The sequence below is a fragment of the Duganella guangzhouensis genome (genome assembly GCF_009674535.1).
GTDB lineage: Bacteria > Pseudomonadota > Gammaproteobacteria > Burkholderiales > Burkholderiaceae_D > Rugamonas > Rugamonas guangzhouensis.
This window is the reverse complement of the sequence record NZ_WKJK01000003.1, coordinates 520,908-535,927: the sequence shown is the minus strand read 5'-3', so window position 1 is coordinate 535,927 and position 15,020 is coordinate 520,908. Positions and strand designations below refer to the sequence as shown.

Here is a 15,020-nt window from a genome sequence, read left to right as displayed (position 1 = left end):
GGCCAGGCAGCCGTTTCGGAATGATGGTTTCATGCGCAGCGGTAGTTGGTAAATTTATATTTTACCAACCGCGCTGCGCATGCGGCAATCACTTATCGGCCGTTGACGTCAACCGTCTTCGCTTCCAGCTTGACCTTGACGCTGGCCGCTGGCTTGGCGCCGGCCGAATCGGCCAGCGTCACCAGATATTCGCCGGCGGCGATCTTCCACGTTTTGCTGGCGCTGTCATACACGCCCAGCAGACGCGGATCGATCTTCAGCGTAGCCTGGCCGCTGGCGCCGGCCTTCAGATCCAGCTTGTCCCAGCCGCCCAGGCGTTTCGGCGCTTCCCAGCCGCCGGCCAGCGACGATACGTACACCTGGCCGACCGCCTTGCCATCGCGCTTGCCGGTGTTCTTGATGCTGAACGTGACCTCAATGCCGCTACCGGCCGGCTTGGCGCTCAGCTCACCCAGCGCGAAGCTAGTGTAGGACAGGCCGTAACCGAACGGGAACAACGGCTTGTGGCCTTTCAGATCAAACCACTTGTAGCCGACCGCCGCACCTTCGATGTTGTAGTCGGTGGCGACCTTCTCGATGATGTTTTCATCCTTGGTCTTGGCGTCGCCATCCAGCACTGGACGTGGCAGTTGCGCCAGCGAGGCAGGGAAGGTGGCCGGCAGGTGGCCGGATGGATTCACTTCGCCATTCAGCACGCGCGCGATCGCCGCGCCGCCGCTGGTGCCCGGATACCAGGCTTCCAGCACCGCGCCGACTTTATCCAGCCATGGCATCACCACCGGATTACCGGTCTGCAGCACCACCACGGTTTTCGGATTGGCCTTGGCCACCGCTTCAATCAGTGCATCCTGCTGGTTTGGCAGATTCAGGTCGTCGGCGTCGAAGCTCTCGGCCATCCACTGGGTGGCGAACACGATCACCACGTCGGCGCCGGCGGCCAGTTTGGCGGCGGCGGCGACATCCTTGCCGTCGTTGTAGCTCAGTTTAGCCTTGGTCAGCTTGGCCAGTTCGCCCATCGGCGACGAGCGGTGGTAGACGATCGGGCCAGGGAAGTAAGCCGGGCCTTCGTTCGGCACCGCCGAACCGCCGATCGGGTACACCTGCGCCGAGCCGCCGCCCGACAGCACGCCCTTGTCGGCATGGCCGCCGATGATGGCGACGCTGCGCACACTGGCCGCCAGCGGCAGCAGGTCGTTGTGGTTCTTCAGCAGCACGATGGCTTCTTCGGCGTCGGCCTGGCTGATCTTGCCGTGCGCGGCGAAGTCAATACCGGCATCGGCCGACTTGGGCGCGGACACTGGATGCTCGACCAAGCCGTTGGCGAACATGGTGCGGGTGATGCGCTTGACCATGTCGTCCAGACGCGCTTGCGGCACGTGGCGGTTGACCACCGCTTCCTTCAGCGCGCCGTTGAAGTAATCCGATTTATCGAACGGGAAGCCGGACTGCTGATCCAGCCCGCGCAGCGCGGCCGGAATGGTGGAGTGGGTCGCACCCCAGTCGGACATCACATAGCCCTGATACTTCCAGTCCTGCTTCAGCACCTGGTTCAGCAAATAGTCGTTTTCGCAGGCGTAGTCGCCGTTGATGCGGTTGTAGGCGCACATCACCGAGCCAGGCTGGCCGCGCTCGATGGCGAACTGCATCGCCAGCAGGTCCGACATGCGGCCGGCCTTGTCGTCGATCTTCACATTGATGTGATTGCGGTTGGTCTCCTGGTCGTTGAACGCGTAGTGCTTGACGGTGGAGATGATGTGATTCGATTGAATGCCGCGAATCTGCTCACCCACGATCACGCCGGCCAGCAGCGGATCTTCGCCGCCGTATTCGAAGTTGCGGCCATTGCGCGGCTCGCGCATCAGATTAACGCCGCCGGCCAGTTGCACATTGAAGCCGGTGCTGCGCGCTTCGCTGCCGATCATGGCGCCGCCGGCAAAGGCGACTTTCGGATTCCAGGTGGCGGCGGTGGCGATACCGGCCGGCAGCGAGGTACGCTCATACGGCTTCTTCGACACGGCCTGGGTGGCGACGCCGACGCCGGCGTCGGACTGCCATTGCGGCGGCAGGCCGAGACGCGCGATGCCCGGCACGTAGCCGGCCGAATCGGGACGGCCTTCCTTCGGCTGCTCAAATTTCTTGGGCGTGAATTCGGTGGAGAAGTAGGCGAACACGGTCTGGATTTTTTCGTCCAGCGTCATCGCTTTCACCAGTGCGTCGGCGCGCGCGTCGGGCGACTGTGCGGCGTCCAGCCAAGGTTGGGAGGCGTCTGCGGCGTGCGCGGCGCCGGTCAACATGAGTGGATAGGCCAGTGCCAGGGAAAGCCAGAGACGCTTCTTCATACGATTACGGTGTCCTTATAGTTATGCGTTGATCTTCAACGTGGAATTAAAACTTCCAGTGTGTATGCTCCGCCCGCAACGATACCGGTGAAAACGTTTTCAGTCAAACGTTGTCCCGCGTGCCAGACTTGAATCTGGTCGACGTCGGCGCGTTGTATAGACACGTTGAAGGTCGCATGGCGGAACTGGCGCACCACCTTGATGCCATCCCAATGCTTGGGCAGTTGCGGCTTGAAGGTCAGGCCGTCGGCGCTGCCTTTCAGGCCGCACAGTCCCTCGACAAAGCACTGGTAGACCCACGACACGGTGCCGGTGTTGAACAACTGGCTGGAGCGGCCGGCGGTGCGCGGATATTCGCGCCAGGCGCCGCGATAGTAGTTGGGGATGAACACCGGCAGTTGGCCGCGCTGCAGATAATCGGCTTCGCTCGGGCCGGGCAGCATGCGGCGCAGCAGGTCGTAGGCGCGGTCACCTTCGTTGGCGCTGTACAGGGCGTAGATGTAGAACACGGCGGCGTGGTTGTAGACCGCGCCGTTCTCCGCCGAGCCGGGATGTTTTTGCGTGACGCGGCCGACGTCGTCGCGCATGGCGCTGTACGGCGGCGCGAACATCTGCACGCCGTAGGGTGTGACCAGATGTTCATCGACCTGCGCCAGCATGGAGGCGCGCTGGCCGGCATTGGCGGCGCCGCCGAGTATCGCCCACGCCTGTGGATTGAGCCAGATGCGGCCTTCGACGTCCTTGCGGATGCCGAAGGTGACGTTGTCGTCGGTGATGCCGCGTGCGAACCAGTCGCCGTCCCACAGGTGTTCATTGGCGGCGCGGTTGACGGCGCGCGCGCCGGCGCGGAAGTGCTTGGCGCTTTCGAACAGCGAGGAGCTGGCGCCGGCGGTCTCGCAGATTTCCGCCCACAGATTCAGCGCGTAGGCGGTGGCCACGGTCAGCCAGCCGGACACGCCGCGGCCCTTGTAGCCGACCATATTCATCGGGTCGCACCAGTCGCCCTGGGCGATGTAGCTGAGGCCACGCTTGTCGCGCGCCTGCAGCAGCCAGTCCATGGCGCTGCTCACGCGCTCGGAGACAGTGAGGGCGATGCCGGTTTCGGTGCCGATCACGTCTTCGTTGAGAATGTCGTAGTCGCCGGTTTCATTGAGATAGACTTTGAGCGCCACCGGCAGCCACACGCAGTGATCGGTGTGCGGCACCTGGTTGATGTATTTGAGCTCCGCGCCTTCGGCCAGCAGGATCCCGTCCGGCATGGCGCCGCTGGCTTCCTGCTGCGACAGCGCGTGCAGGAAGGCCTGGCGCATCACACTGGGCTTGATGAAGCTCATGCCCATATTGTCCTGCAGGTAGTTGCGGGTTTGTGGATCGGTGCTGAGGCGATTGACGTCTCCGTGGTAGAACACCTGGCGCGGCAGCCAGTGGTTGACGAAGTTGTCCAGCTCCGCATCCGGCGTTTCGATGCGCAGGCAGCCGGCGCCGGCGGCGACGTAGGCAGCGTAGTCGGCGCGGGTGGCGGCAAACGCCTGCGCGCTCAGATATTTGTCGCGCACAGCGCGGATTTCGGCATCATCGAAGGCGGGGCCGAACAGGAAGCGGTAGTCGCGCGCTTCGTCATCCTGCAGCGACAGCCGATACTGCACGGCGGCCGTGGGCGTCTCGTAACGCGCGTCGCTGCCGCCCAACGTATCGGCGGCGATGGCGGCAGGGTAGTGCAGGCTGCCTTCGCCCTCAAATGCGGACTGGCGCACTTCCCACGCATCCGGTGCTTGCTCGCACAGGAAGTAGGTCTTGTCCTTGAAGTCCTTCTGCTTGAAGTAGTCCGCCACTTTCTGGTATGGCGTGACACTGCTGGCGACCACGCCGCCGAGGTCCGTGCGGTATTCGCCGGACTGGTTCATCCACGACATGTAACCGATCGGGAAGTAGGGGTAGACGCTGATCTTGCGCGCGCGGCCGGAGATGTTGGTGACTTTCAGCGACCACAGTTCCACCACGTCCGCCACCGGCACGCTGAGCGTCAGTTCGACGCGGATGCCGAGATGTTCGACGGTCCAGGCGAGATCGCTTTTACCGACCGAGAAGGCAAAGCTGTCCACCGGCGTGCGCACCGGTTCATATGGCGCCGAGAACAGCTGTCCGGTCTCCTCATCCTTGATGTAGAAGAAGCGGCCGGGATGATGCGCGTAGTAGTTCTGCTCCGGCTGCATGAAGGTCTTGGCCTCCAGATTGGGCGCGTGCGCGTACTTGGCGGGCTCCGGCTGCATGAACTGCGCGGTGGCGTAACCACGGCAGGTAATCTGTATCATCATCTTCTGATTCCACAGGAAGCCCGCCGCCTGCGGCATCGCCGTAGCGCTGGTCAGTTCGTAGCGGTCGCCGTTGTGGGTGGGACGCAGCATATCAATCTCTCCGTTCTTTTTTGCGCGCTTCCAGTTCGGACTGAATTTGCGTGAGTTTGTCGTTATCCAGGTTGTAGAGGAACATGATGGCCACCGCGAGCAACGCGAAGGCCGCCGGTATGAAAGACATCAGCCACACGATGCCGGCCTGCGAACCTTCGCTTTGCGCTGCGTTGGCGACGTAGCCCAGGCGGGTGAACAGCCAGCCGATCACCGCGACCGCGATCGCGGTCCCCAGCTTTTGCGAAAAGGTGGCGGCGGCGAAGGTCATGGCGGTGGCACGGCGGCCGGTGCGCCATTCGTTATAGTCGGCGGTGTCGGCGTACATCGAGAACGCCAGCGGCGACTTGGGGCCGAGCGCCAGGCCCATGCCGATCTGCAGCGTGAACATCAGCCAGATCTGATCGCGCGGCACAAAGAAGAAAGCCGAAGACAGCACGGCGGTGATGCTCATCAGGATCATCATCAGCTTCTTTTTGTCGACGTAGCGCGTCATCAACGGCGTCAGCGCGGCGCCGCCGGCGGCCGCCATCATGTAGGCCGGGACAAAGCCGGCCATCAGGTCCGGCCGCTGCACCACGTATTTGAAGTAGTAGGCCGCGCTGCTGGTGCGCAGCGTGATGGTGATCATGATGATCAGCGCCAGGAAGAACAGCGCCACCCACGGCCGGTTCTGCGACAGGTCGCGGATGTCTTGCCACACCTTGGTCTGTTGTGCGGCGGGCGGCGCGATGCGTTCGCGCGTGTTTAAAAAGGTCAGCACGAACAGCAGCGAGGCCAGTACGCTCCAGGCCAGCATGGTCAGCTGCCAGCCCTGTTTATCATCGCCACCGCCCAGCCAGTGCACCAGCGACGGCGTGGCGGCGGTCACCAGCGTGCCGCCGGCAAAGGCGAAGATGAAGCGCAGGCCGTTGACGGTGGAACGTTCCTGCGGATCGGCCGACAGCACGCCGGACAGCGCGTTGTAGGGAATGTTGATGCAGGTGTAGCACACCATCATGGCCAGATAGGTGCCGTAGGCCCAGACGATCTTGCCGTCGTCCGACAGTGACGGCGTGGTGTAGGTGAGGAAGGCGGCGCATGCCAGCGGCAGCGGCACCCACACCAGGTAAGGGCGGAACTTGCCCCAGCGGGTGCGGGTGCGGTCGGCCACCGCGCCTATCATCGGGTCGGTGAAGGCGTTGATGATTTTGATGGTGAACATCATCGAGGCGGCGGCGGCGGCCGAAATGCCGAAGACGTCGGTGTAGAAGATCAGCAGGAAGGTGGCGATATTGGTCCAATAAAAATTGAAACCCATATCGGCAATGCCGTAGCTGCATTTTTCCCGCCAGCTCAGTTGTTTATCCACGATCGTCTTCGTACGCTTGTAAAAGCAGGCAGCGTATCACTGCCTGAACGGAACAGGGGACTGTCCCGGGGAGAGCCTGGTTTTGATAGCGGTAACTATCATGTCCGTAAAATTTGCCGCACCAATTCCTGCGGCGGCTGGGCGATGTCGAGCACAATGCCAGCCTCGTCATCCTGCAGTGGTTCCAGCGTCGCTAATTGGCTGTCCAGCAGCGTGGGCGGCATGTAGTGATCCTTGCGCGCCGCCATGCGCTGGGCGATCAGTTCACGCGGGCCAGCCAGATGGGCAAAACGCAGTTCCGGATCGGCGCTGCGCAGCAGGTCGCGGTAATGCCGCTTCAGCGACGAGCAGGACAGCACCAGACCGCTGCGTTTCAGGCGGGCGTCGCGGATCTGCTGGTGCAGGGCCAGCAGCCAGTCGGCGCGGTCGGCGTCGGTGAGCGGCACGCCGGCCGTCATCTTGGCCACGTTGGCGTAGGAGTGGTAAGTGTCTCCCTCGATGAAGGGCACCTCCAGCGCGCCCGCCAGTTGCAGCCCGACCGAGCTCTTGCCGCAGCCGCTGACGCCCATCATGATCCAACGTGATTGTGTGCTTTTGCTCATTTAAATGATAGCGCTAACAGTTTCGGTGAGTGTAGTCGGATTATAAAATTTGTAAAGGACTATCGATGCTGCGGCGCAGCAGGCGCCTTGGCGGTGATTTATGCGCTTTCGCGGGCCATTAACGTGAAGCCGAGATCGATCTGTTTGTTGGGCGGATCGTCGCCCTTGATGACCGAGCGCAGCAGCGTCGCCGCTTCGAAACCGATGCGGTAGCGCGGTGTGCCGATGGTGGTCAGCGACGGATTCATCCAGGCCGAGGTCGGCAGATCGTTAAAGCCGCAAATGGCCAGCCGTGATGGCACCGGAATGCCGCGCCGCTGGCTCTGGTAAATGGCGCCGTGGGCCAAGTCATCGTTGCAGCAGAAGATGGCATCGCAGTCGGGCGCCTGCGCCAGCATGCGGCCCAGCAGCTCGGCGCCGAGCGCGATGGTGGAGGGCTCGCTGACCATCACTTCCAGCCGGCTGTCGGCCAGGCCGGCGTCCTGCATGGCTTTGCGGTAGCCTTCGGCGCGGCGCAGCGTGCGCTCGTCCAGCTGGGCACCGATGAAGCCGATGCGCTTGTGGCCCTTGTCCAGCAGGTAGCGGGTCATGGCGTGGCCGGCTTCGAATTGGGAGAAGCCGACTGTCAGCTGGCTGGGATCGGTCGACATGTCCATCATCGACACCACCGGCATGCGCAGGCTGGACAGGATTTGCTGCACGCGCGGGCTGTGCGTCAGGCCGGACAGCAGCATGCCGTCCGGCGCCGATTGCAGATAGGTGTTGATCAGCTTTTCCTCTTCCTTGTCGGAATAGCGGGTATTGCCGATCAGGATCTGGTAATCGTCCGGGCCGAGCGCGTCCTGGATGCCGGCCAGCACTTCGGTGAACACGGCGTTGGACAGCGACGGCACCAGCACCGCGATCACCTTCGATTGCGACGAGGCGAGGGCGCGGGCGGCGCGGTTAGGCACGTAGCCGAGTTCGACCACCGCCTTGTCGACGCGGTCGCGCAGCGCCTGCGACACCATCTCCGGCTGAGTGATGGCGCGCGAGGCGGTCATGGTGGCCACGCCGGCGTGTGCCGCCACCATGGCGAGGGTGATGCGACCGCTGGCGCGGCTCTTGCCCGCTTGAGTCTTCGTCATTGATGAAACTGGGTTGATCTTGATAGCGATATCATACGGCACCCAGGCCAAAAGGCAGAAGAGTCTATTTGCAATCGGCCAACAGTTTTTGCGTCTTTTTACGCAAATCGTCGCGCTGGGCATCGTCCATATAGCCGCGTTCGCCGTTTTGACCGTAGGTGCTGAGGCGCAGACCCTGGTCCAGTGCCTGCTGATTCTGACGCGCGGCGTCGCAATTGGCGGCCTGGTCGGCTTTGCGCTGCGCATCGGCGGCGGTGCGTTGAGCGTTTTCGGCGGCCTCGGTCTTGCGCTTGTTGTAGTCGGCGTTGCGCTCGGCCAGTGTGGTTGCCGGCTTCGGCGGCTTGGCATCGGCGGGCGTGTCCGCGTCGGCCGGGGCGTAGGGGTTGAAGATTGGCTTGCCGGGGGCTTTCAGAATGCGCTTGTCCGGCACATCGGGTGGGGGCGGGCGGTCGGACAGTTGCTTGACGCCTTTGTCATCGATCCAGATATATTGGGCTAACGCCAGCGAGGAGGTGGTCAGCAACAGTGTTGCCGCCAAAAGTTTGATGCGGTATTTCATGAAAAGGCGCTCCAGTTAGGCATGCGCTGATTTCGCCATGATTCATGGCAACTGTCAACTGGAGCGCCAGCCTGGCTTACGACTGTTTCTTGCTCTTGCGACGAGCAGCCAGACCCAGCAGGCCCAGGCCGCCGAGCATCATGCCGTAGGTAGCCGGTTCAGGCACGGCGGTCACGGTGATGTGGCCGCTGTAGGACGACAAGCTGTTAGCCGTGCCGGTCAGCACCAGTGTGAATGGCGAGCCAGTTTCGATCGTGATCGCGCCAAGGGTGTACGGAGTGGCCGAGTAGATCGTTGGGACACTTACCGAATTCAGCGTGATCGACGCGAAGGTCAGGTAGTTGGTGCTGTAGGACAGGTCTACCTTATACGTGCCGGCGGCGAGACCAGTGAACTTGATGGTGTCAACACCACCGTCGAGCGGAGTGTCCAGGTCCCAAAAGTCATAAGTGGCATTCAGCGTGATCGGCAGAGAATAATCACCAGCGCTGGCGGAGAATGCGGCGCCAGCGAGAAGTGCAGCGGCAAGTAGCTTCAGTTTCATCGTAGAACCCCTAAAACATAAAAGTTATAGTGACCGGCCAGTACCGCAGCCAGCGTTTTTGTTTGCCTTGAAGGCAAGCCACAATAACAACTTTCTTAGATTGGTGTTAAAACAACACCAATTCCGCGCGGCAACTTTTAACAAATTCAGGAAGCCTTCTTGTGGTCGAGCCCGCCACCACGCTGAACACCCTTGCGGGTGAACGGAGGGCTCACTTGCAGAGTAAAAAATATCATGCAATGTCGTCAACTGATGTTACAAAAATATTATTAACTATCAATATGGGATGAACTAATAACGACAGCTGGAGTACTTAATTTTTTCACTAAACCAACATTTGTGCGGTGCGCTCCCTTTTATTGTGAAAAAAACACCTATATTGAGATTTAATTAAATCTGCATCAAGGCAGATTGAGTCTTGACTGTGGCGCCGTGAATGATGGAAGTATGGGCTAGGTCTTGTTGTGGGATTGACGGCGCGCGGTACATCCAAGCAGTACTAGGCCGCCCAGCAACATGGCGTACGTTGATGGCTGAGGAACTGCAGACACATTGACATTGTCTATAACAAAGGAAAATGGATAGGTATTCGCCCCCTGGCTAACGTTGAATTCGAAGACGACTTTGTCAACAGCACGAAAATTAGCAGTCAGAGTCGACCAGTTAAATTGCGCACTTTGGGCAGAGGCTGACGCGACTTCGACGCCGTTTAGGTAACCAGTAGCCGTGAAGGTACCCTGACGGTCCTGGCTTGCAGTATCCCAAGACGAGAAAATTAGATTCTGCAACGAGAAAACGCCGCCGTCTTGCTTGGACAGTATGATCGGCGCATCGTCGAGAGCGTTAGCTCCGATATCCCCGCTCAGCGGGTATGGCACATTGTGGAACCTTACGTTGTAATAAAATTCATCGACTATCCACGTGTTGGCACTAAATACATAGCCATCCACCGGCCCGTCAATTGGGCCGGCGTACGTCGTCAATGTTGAGGCCAAAGACTCGAAGTCGATGGTTGTCGCTGAGGCGCACTGAGGCATCAAAGGCGCGGTGAGTGCGAGCAGTAAAGGTAGAGCAGTCCGAAGTTTCATGTCGCCTCCAATTTGTCATTGATGCCAGAATATATCAGCCGGCAAACCGGAAATTGCATAGTATTTTTGTATCAAAATTGTAGGAATTTCTTTCAGATATCCGCCGTTTTTAAACGGCAACGCTCACACAGGAACTGTGTAATCCGCCCCACCTGCCGAGGTTTTTGCGGCGGCGTGCAATCGCGCCGACGAGACCTGCGCCTGCGTTGCCGACGATTTGATCCACACTGGCGCGTGCAGTTTCGTTGAAAAATGACAGCGGAGCGCCCTGGTCGCCGAAAGAGGCTTACAGCGCGGCCATAGCCAACTCAGAATTCCTATGTACACCGGGTAATAATCCGAGCTCGTGGCGGAGGCACTCGCTCCAAAGAAGTTCCGGACAGAATGATCGATTTTCTGTATAATCTGCTTTTGCGCCTATAGGAAATGCTATGCGTCTACTCCAAAAAGCACTCACATTCGATGACGTGCTGCTCGTCCCAGCGTACTCCAACGTTCTTCCTGCGGATACGTCCCTCAAAACCCGTCTGACTCGCAATATCAGCCTGAACATTCCACTGCTGTCGGCAGCGATGGATACGGTCACCGAGGCCCGCCTGGCAATCGCCATGGCGCAAGAAGGCGGTATTGGTATCATTCACAAAAACCTGAATCCGAAGGATCAGGCGCGTGAAGTGGCGCGTGTCAAGCGTTTCGAGGCCGGTGTGTTGCGTGACCCGATCACCATCCCGCCAACCATGAAGATCCGCGACGTCATCAAGCTGACCGAGCAATATGGCATTTCCGGCTTCCCGGTAGTGGAAGGCAAAGAAGTGGTCGGCATCATCACCAACCGCGACCTGCGCTTCGAGCAGGAACTGGACGCCGAAGTGCGCGCCAAGATGACCCCGCGCGAAAAGCTGGTGTACGTCAAGGAAGACGCCGACACCACCGAAGCCAAGCGCCTGATGAACAAGCACCGCCTGGAGCGCGTGCTGGTGGTCAACGACGCCTTCGAACTGAAGGGTCTGATCACCGTCAAGGACATCCAGAAATCGCACGAGCACCCGCTGGCGTCGAAAGACTCGCAGGGCAAGCTGCTGGTTGGCGCCGCCGTTGGCGTGGGCGCTAAAGACGAAGAGCGGATCGACCTGCTGGTCGCCGCCGGCGTTGACGTGCTGGTGGTCGACACCGCCCACGGTCACTCGCAAGGCATTCTGGACCGCGTGAAGTGGATCAAGACCAAGTACCCGCAAGTGGACGTCATCGGCGGCAACATCGCTACCGCCGCCGCCGCCAAGGCGCTGGTGGAGTACGGCGCCGATGCGGTCAAGGTCGGCATCGGTCCTGGCTCGATTTGCACCACCCGTATCGTCGCTGGCGTCGGCGTGCCGCAGATCACCGCGATCTCGAACGTGGCCGAAGCACTGGAAGGCACCGGCGTGCCATGTATCGCTGACGGCGGCATCCGCTTCTCGGGCGATATCTCGAAAGCGCTGGCAGCCGGCGCCTCGACCGTGATGATGGGCTCGATGTTTGCCGGTACCGAAGAGGCACCAGGCGAAGTGATCCTGTATCAGGGCCGTTCGTACAAATCCTACCGCGGCATGGGCTCGCTGGGCGCGATGTCGGATGGTTCGGCCGACCGCTACTTCCAGGACGCCACCATGAAGGCCGACAAGTTCGTGCCGGAAGGTATCGAAGGTCGCGTGGCTTACAAAGGCTCGGTGCTGGCGATTATCTTCCAGCTGGTCGGCGGCGTGCGCCAGTCGATGGGTTACTGCGGCTGCGCCACCATCGAAGAACTGCGTAATAAAGCCGAGTTCGTCGAGATCACCTCGGCCGGCATGCGCGAATCGCACGTCCACGACGTACAAATCACCAAGGAAGCGCCGAACTACCGTTCCGGCGACTAAACCAGTCCTTGCCAACGCCGGCCGTCGTGCCGGCGTTTTTCTATTTCTTAGCTCTTCATCAGTACATATCCATGCACTCTAAAATCCTCATTCTCGATTTCGGCTCCCAGGTGACCCAGCTGATCGCGCGCCGCGTGCGCGACTCCGGCGTGTTCTCGGAAGTCTATCCGTATGACGTCAGCGACGAGTTCGTGCGCAACTACGGCGCCGCCGGCGTGATCCTGTCGGGCAGCCACAGCTCGACGCTGGAAGGTGACGCGCCACGCGCGCCGGACGCCGTGTTCGAACTGGGCGTGCCAGTGCTGGGTATCTGCTACGGCATGCAAACCATGGCCGCGCAGCTGGGCGGTAAAGTGGAAAACGGCAAGGTGCGTGAATTCGGCTACGCCGAAGTGCGCGCGCGCAACCACACCAAGCTGCTGGACGGCATTGTCGACTTCGTCACCGACGAAGGTCACGGCATGCAGAAAGTCTGGATGAGCCACGGCGACAAGGTGCTGGACATGCCGCCAGGCTTCGTGCTGATGGGCGACACCCCATCGTGCCCGATCGCGGCCATGGCCAATGAAGAGAAGGGCTTCTACGGCGTGCAGTGGCACCCGGAAGTGACCCACACCGTGCAGGGCAAGGTCATGCTGAGCCGCTTCGTGCACGAAATCTGCGGCTGCAAGTCGGACTGGAATATGCCTGACTACATCTCGGAAGCGGTGGAGAAAATCCGCGCTCAGGTCGGCACTGATGAAGTGATTCTGGGCCTGTCGGGCGGCGTCGACTCGTCGGTGGCGGCGGCGCTGATTCACCGCGCGATCGGCGATCAACTGACCTGCGTGTTCGTCGACCACGGCCTGCTGCGCCTGAACGAAGGCAAGATGGTCATGGACATGTTCGCCAACAACCTGGGCGTGAAAGTGATCCGCGTCGATGCGGAAGACCAGTTCATGGGCCACCTGGCCGGCGTCAGCGATCCTGAGCAGAAGCGCAAAATCATCGGCCGCGAATTCGTCGAAGTGTTCGACCGCGAGTCGGGCAAGCTGACCAACGCCAAATGGCTGGCACAGGGCACCATCTATCCGGACGTGATCGAATCGGCCGGCAAGGGCAAAAAAGGCCAGACCATCAAGTCGCACCACAACGTCGGCGGCCTGCCGGAGCACATGAAACTGTCGCTGCTGGAACCGCTGCGCGAACTGTTCAAGGACGAAGTGCGCAAGCTGGGCGTGGCGCTGGGCCTGCCGCATGACATGGTCTACCGTCATCCATTCCCAGGCCCGGGCCTGGGTGTACGGATTCTGGGCGAAGTGAAGAAGGACTACGCCGACCTGCTGCGCCAAGCCGACGCCATCTTCATCGAAGAACTGCGCAACACGCCGTACGAGGCGACCATTGTGCCGGGCTTCGATCAGGACAGCGAGCCGAAGAACTGGTACGAAGCGACCTCGCAAGCGTTTGCCGTGTTCCTGCCAGTGAAATCGGTGGGCGTGATGGGCGACGGCCGCACCTACGAATACGTGGTGGCGCTGCGCGCCGTGCAGACCCAGGACTTCATGACCGCACACTGGGCGCACCTACCGCATTCGCTGCTGGGCAAGGTAAGCAACCGCATCATTAACGAAGTGCGCGGTATCAACCGCGTCGTTTATGACATCAGCGGCAAGCCGCCAGCGACGATTGAGTGGGAGTAAGTTGCGTTTGGAAATATTGTAAATCGTAATTGATTGAAGTGATAAGGCCCTGTTTTACAGGGCTTTATTTTTTGGAACGCTGTAAAGTTTTATTCATATCTAAGCAGGGCTGCTGAGCGAAGCCGCGAAGCCGTTGTCACAATGTAGAATCTTTGGTAATACGATTGCCCCACGCACATCAAGCCAAATGAAGCCATCCACCGCGTTTCAAACACACCTCGACGCGATCCGCCGAATTGTAGTGGAGCATCGTGCCTGCAATCCTCGCGTGTTTGGTTCTGTGGTGCAGGGATGTTATACGGATCATAGCGACTTGGATTTACTTATTGATCCAACGCCGGAAACCACTGTGCTTACCCCGAACGCCTTGCCAGAGAAATTCAAGGCAGCCGTTCTCGCGCAAGCCGTGCCGGTATGAGTAAGGATAAGCAGCGCTTGCCATAACTGCCTGGAACCTACCTGCAACGTCAAAAGGGAAAAAATCAATACCTCGCGGGCACGCTACAGCTGGCTGCCGATACGCTTCGATGGTGCGCGACCATTCATCGACTGGCGGGAGAACTGGCGGTTGGATGAATTTGTTTGACGCCGCCCATGGCGCGACGTGATACGAGGTATTGGAATATTTGACTTTACGCCAGCAGGCTTTGCTTTCTATAGTCGTGGTTAGTGATGACCTACATGAAGGGGCGGCCCGGATGGATCAGCGGTGTGAGCGGGAGGTGGACGACGCGCGGGCGCGAGCCCGGGCGATCGCCCAAGCGGCGGCGGCCATGTGCGCCGACGGCGACACCATCATTCTTTGCGGCGCCACGGCCGCGACGATGGCCGAGTTCTTGCTCAGTAAACGCATGCGGATACTGACGAACTCACTGGGCGCGGCCGGCCGCCTGATGGCGGACAGCGATAACGAGGTGTTTTTCGCCGGCGGCGTGCTGCGGGTCAACGGTTCACCGTTGACGGCGACGCCCGATGTGGGTTTCGTCCGCGGTTTTTACGCCGACCGCATATTTGTCGGCGCCAGCGGGCTGTCCTCGCTGGGACTGACGGCGGGCGATAGCGAGGCGGAGGCGGCATATCACCTGCTGGGGCAGGCGCGGGAAGTGATCGTGCTGGCCGAGTCCGCGCAGTTGCGCGCCGGCGCCGGCTTGTATTTGTGCGGCCTTGAACAGGTTTCCTGCGTGATCACGGACGACCAGCTCGCGGTTGGCAGCTTGCAGACGCTGTTGCTAGCCGGCACGCTGGTGAAGCAGGTCAATCCCCGGGACCGCTCCTGTTCGACCTCATTGACCCGCGCTGGTAGCGCGTCCTGCGGCCGCAGCGGCGGCGTATCCACCTTCCACTAGTGGGCTGGATAAACAGACCGGCGGCGCTGCACACTTAGCTGCAATGCAGCAAATTGCCCCCCAACGTGCGCTGACGAACACA

13 protein-coding genes are annotated in these 15,020 nt (G+C 60.6%); 4 read left to right on the top strand and 9 right to left on the bottom strand.

Going from position 1 to position 15,020, the window contains the following annotated elements; translation table 11 throughout:
* Nucleotides 1-92: 92 nt before the first annotated feature.
* The 8 genes from GJ699_RS08310 to GJ699_RS34145 form a co-directional block, all read right to left on the bottom strand.
* Entirely contained in the window at nucleotides 93-2,339 is a 2,247-nt protein-coding gene (locus tag GJ699_RS08310) for a beta-glucosidase (RefSeq protein ID WP_154374951.1), read from the bottom strand.
* A gap of 35 nt (nucleotides 2,340-2,374) precedes the next feature.
* Entirely contained in the window at nucleotides 2,375-4,744 is a 2,370-nt protein-coding gene (locus tag GJ699_RS08305; RefSeq protein WP_154374949.1) for a GH36-type glycosyl hydrolase domain-containing protein, read from the bottom strand.
* Between the two features lies 1 nt (nucleotide 4,745).
* The gene (locus GJ699_RS08300; RefSeq protein WP_371867494.1) at nucleotides 4,746-6,095 is read right to left on the bottom strand and encodes an MFS transporter; all 1,350 of its coding nucleotides are present in this window, start codon (nucleotides 6,093-6,095) and stop codon (nucleotides 4,746-4,748) included.
* Between the two features lie 98 nt (nucleotides 6,096-6,193).
* Complete coding sequence (locus tag GJ699_RS08295) at nucleotides 6,194-6,697, bottom strand: gluconokinase (RefSeq protein ID WP_229261995.1); 504 nt, start codon at nucleotides 6,695-6,697, stop codon at nucleotides 6,194-6,196.
* 98 nt (nucleotides 6,698-6,795) lie between these two features.
* Nucleotides 6,796-7,824 (bottom strand): HTH-type transcriptional regulator GntR, encoded by a 1,029-nt coding sequence (gene gntR, locus GJ699_RS08290; protein ID WP_154374947.1) that lies wholly within the window; start codon nucleotides 7,822-7,824, stop codon nucleotides 6,796-6,798.
* Between the two features lie 64 nt (nucleotides 7,825-7,888).
* The gene (locus GJ699_RS08285) at nucleotides 7,889-8,383 is read right to left on the bottom strand and encodes a DUF4124 domain-containing protein (RefSeq protein WP_154374945.1); all 495 of its coding nucleotides are present in this window, start codon (nucleotides 8,381-8,383) and stop codon (nucleotides 7,889-7,891) included.
* A gap of 76 nt (nucleotides 8,384-8,459) precedes the next feature.
* Nucleotides 8,460-8,927 (bottom strand): FxDxF family PEP-CTERM protein, encoded by a 468-nt coding sequence (locus GJ699_RS08280; RefSeq protein WP_154374943.1) that lies wholly within the window; start codon nucleotides 8,925-8,927, stop codon nucleotides 8,460-8,462.
* Between the two features lie 452 nt (nucleotides 8,928-9,379).
* Nucleotides 9,380-10,015, bottom strand: coding sequence for a PEP-CTERM sorting domain-containing protein (locus tag GJ699_RS34145; RefSeq protein ID WP_195763496.1), 636 nt, complete (start codon nucleotides 10,013-10,015; stop codon nucleotides 9,380-9,382).
* 431 nt (nucleotides 10,016-10,446) lie between these two features.
* Between GJ699_RS34145 and guaB the strand changes: the two genes are divergently transcribed.
* The 3 genes from guaB (at nucleotide 10,447) to GJ699_RS08260 (ending at nucleotide 14,010) form a co-directional block, all read left to right on the top strand.
* The gene (gene guaB, locus GJ699_RS08270; RefSeq protein WP_154374941.1) at nucleotides 10,447-11,910 is read left to right on the top strand and encodes an IMP dehydrogenase; all 1,464 of its coding nucleotides are present in this window, start codon (nucleotides 10,447-10,449) and stop codon (nucleotides 11,908-11,910) included.
* Between the two features lie 71 nt (nucleotides 11,911-11,981).
* A complete protein-coding gene (gene guaA, locus GJ699_RS08265) occupies nucleotides 11,982-13,592 on the top strand; it encodes a glutamine-hydrolyzing GMP synthase (RefSeq protein WP_154374939.1) in 1,611 nt (536 codons plus the stop codon).
* Nucleotides 13,593-13,779: 187 nt separating this feature from the next.
* On the top strand, nucleotides 13,780-14,010 hold the full coding sequence (locus tag GJ699_RS08260; RefSeq protein ID WP_154374938.1) for a nucleotidyltransferase family protein: 231 nt from the start codon (nucleotides 13,780-13,782) through the stop codon (nucleotides 14,008-14,010).
* Nucleotides 14,011-14,295: 285 nt separating this feature from the next.
* Here GJ699_RS08260 and GJ699_RS35280 read toward each other — a convergent pair whose 3' ends face one another.
* Complete coding sequence (locus GJ699_RS35280) at nucleotides 14,296-14,445, bottom strand: hypothetical protein (protein WP_371867504.1); 150 nt, start codon at nucleotides 14,443-14,445, stop codon at nucleotides 14,296-14,298.
* On the opposite strand from GJ699_RS35280, the gene GJ699_RS08255 reads away from it, so the two are divergent.
* Nucleotides 14,387-14,938 carry a DeoR/GlpR family DNA-binding transcription regulator gene (locus GJ699_RS08255; protein ID WP_371867503.1) on the top strand — a complete coding sequence of 184 codons (552 nt, stop codon included), beginning with the start codon at nucleotides 14,387-14,389 and terminating at the stop codon, nucleotides 14,936-14,938. The genes GJ699_RS35280 and GJ699_RS08255 overlap by 59 nt on opposite strands.
* The last annotated feature ends 82 nt before the right edge of the window (nucleotides 14,939-15,020 follow it).

What these genes read in the sequence shown, in the direction of transcription:
- GJ699_RS35280 (WP_371867504.1), bottom strand. Translation starts at nt 14,445, where the DNA reads ATGCGTTTACTGAGCAAGAACTCGGCCATCGTCGCGGCCGTGGCGCCG.
- GJ699_RS34145 (WP_195763496.1), bottom strand. Translation starts at nt 10,015, where the DNA reads ATGAAACTTCGGACTGCTCTACCTTTACTGCTCGCACTCACCGCGCCT.
- gntR (WP_154374947.1), bottom strand. Translation starts at nt 7,824, where the DNA reads ATGACGAAGACTCAAGCGGGCAAGAGCCGCGCCAGCGGTCGCATCACC.
- GJ699_RS08305 (WP_154374949.1), bottom strand. Translation starts at nt 4,744, where the DNA reads ATGCTGCGTCCCACCCACAACGGCGACCGCTACGAACTGACCAGCGCT.
- GJ699_RS08260 (WP_154374938.1), top strand. Translation starts at nt 13,780, where the DNA reads ATGAAGCCATCCACCGCGTTTCAAACACACCTCGACGCGATCCGCCGA.
- guaA (WP_154374939.1), top strand. Translation starts at nt 11,982, where the DNA reads ATGCACTCTAAAATCCTCATTCTCGATTTCGGCTCCCAGGTGACCCAG.
- GJ699_RS08295 (WP_229261995.1), bottom strand. Translation starts at nt 6,697, where the DNA reads ATGAGCAAAAGCACACAATCACGTTGGATCATGATGGGCGTCAGCGGC.
- GJ699_RS08280 (WP_154374943.1), bottom strand. Translation starts at nt 8,927, where the DNA reads ATGAAACTGAAGCTACTTGCCGCTGCACTTCTCGCTGGCGCCGCATTC.
- GJ699_RS08285 (WP_154374945.1), bottom strand. Translation starts at nt 8,383, where the DNA reads ATGAAATACCGCATCAAACTTTTGGCGGCAACACTGTTGCTGACCACC.
- guaB (WP_154374941.1), top strand. Translation starts at nt 10,447, where the DNA reads ATGCGTCTACTCCAAAAAGCACTCACATTCGATGACGTGCTGCTCGTC.
- GJ699_RS08310 (WP_154374951.1), bottom strand. Translation starts at nt 2,339, where the DNA reads ATGAAGAAGCGTCTCTGGCTTTCCCTGGCACTGGCCTATCCACTCATG.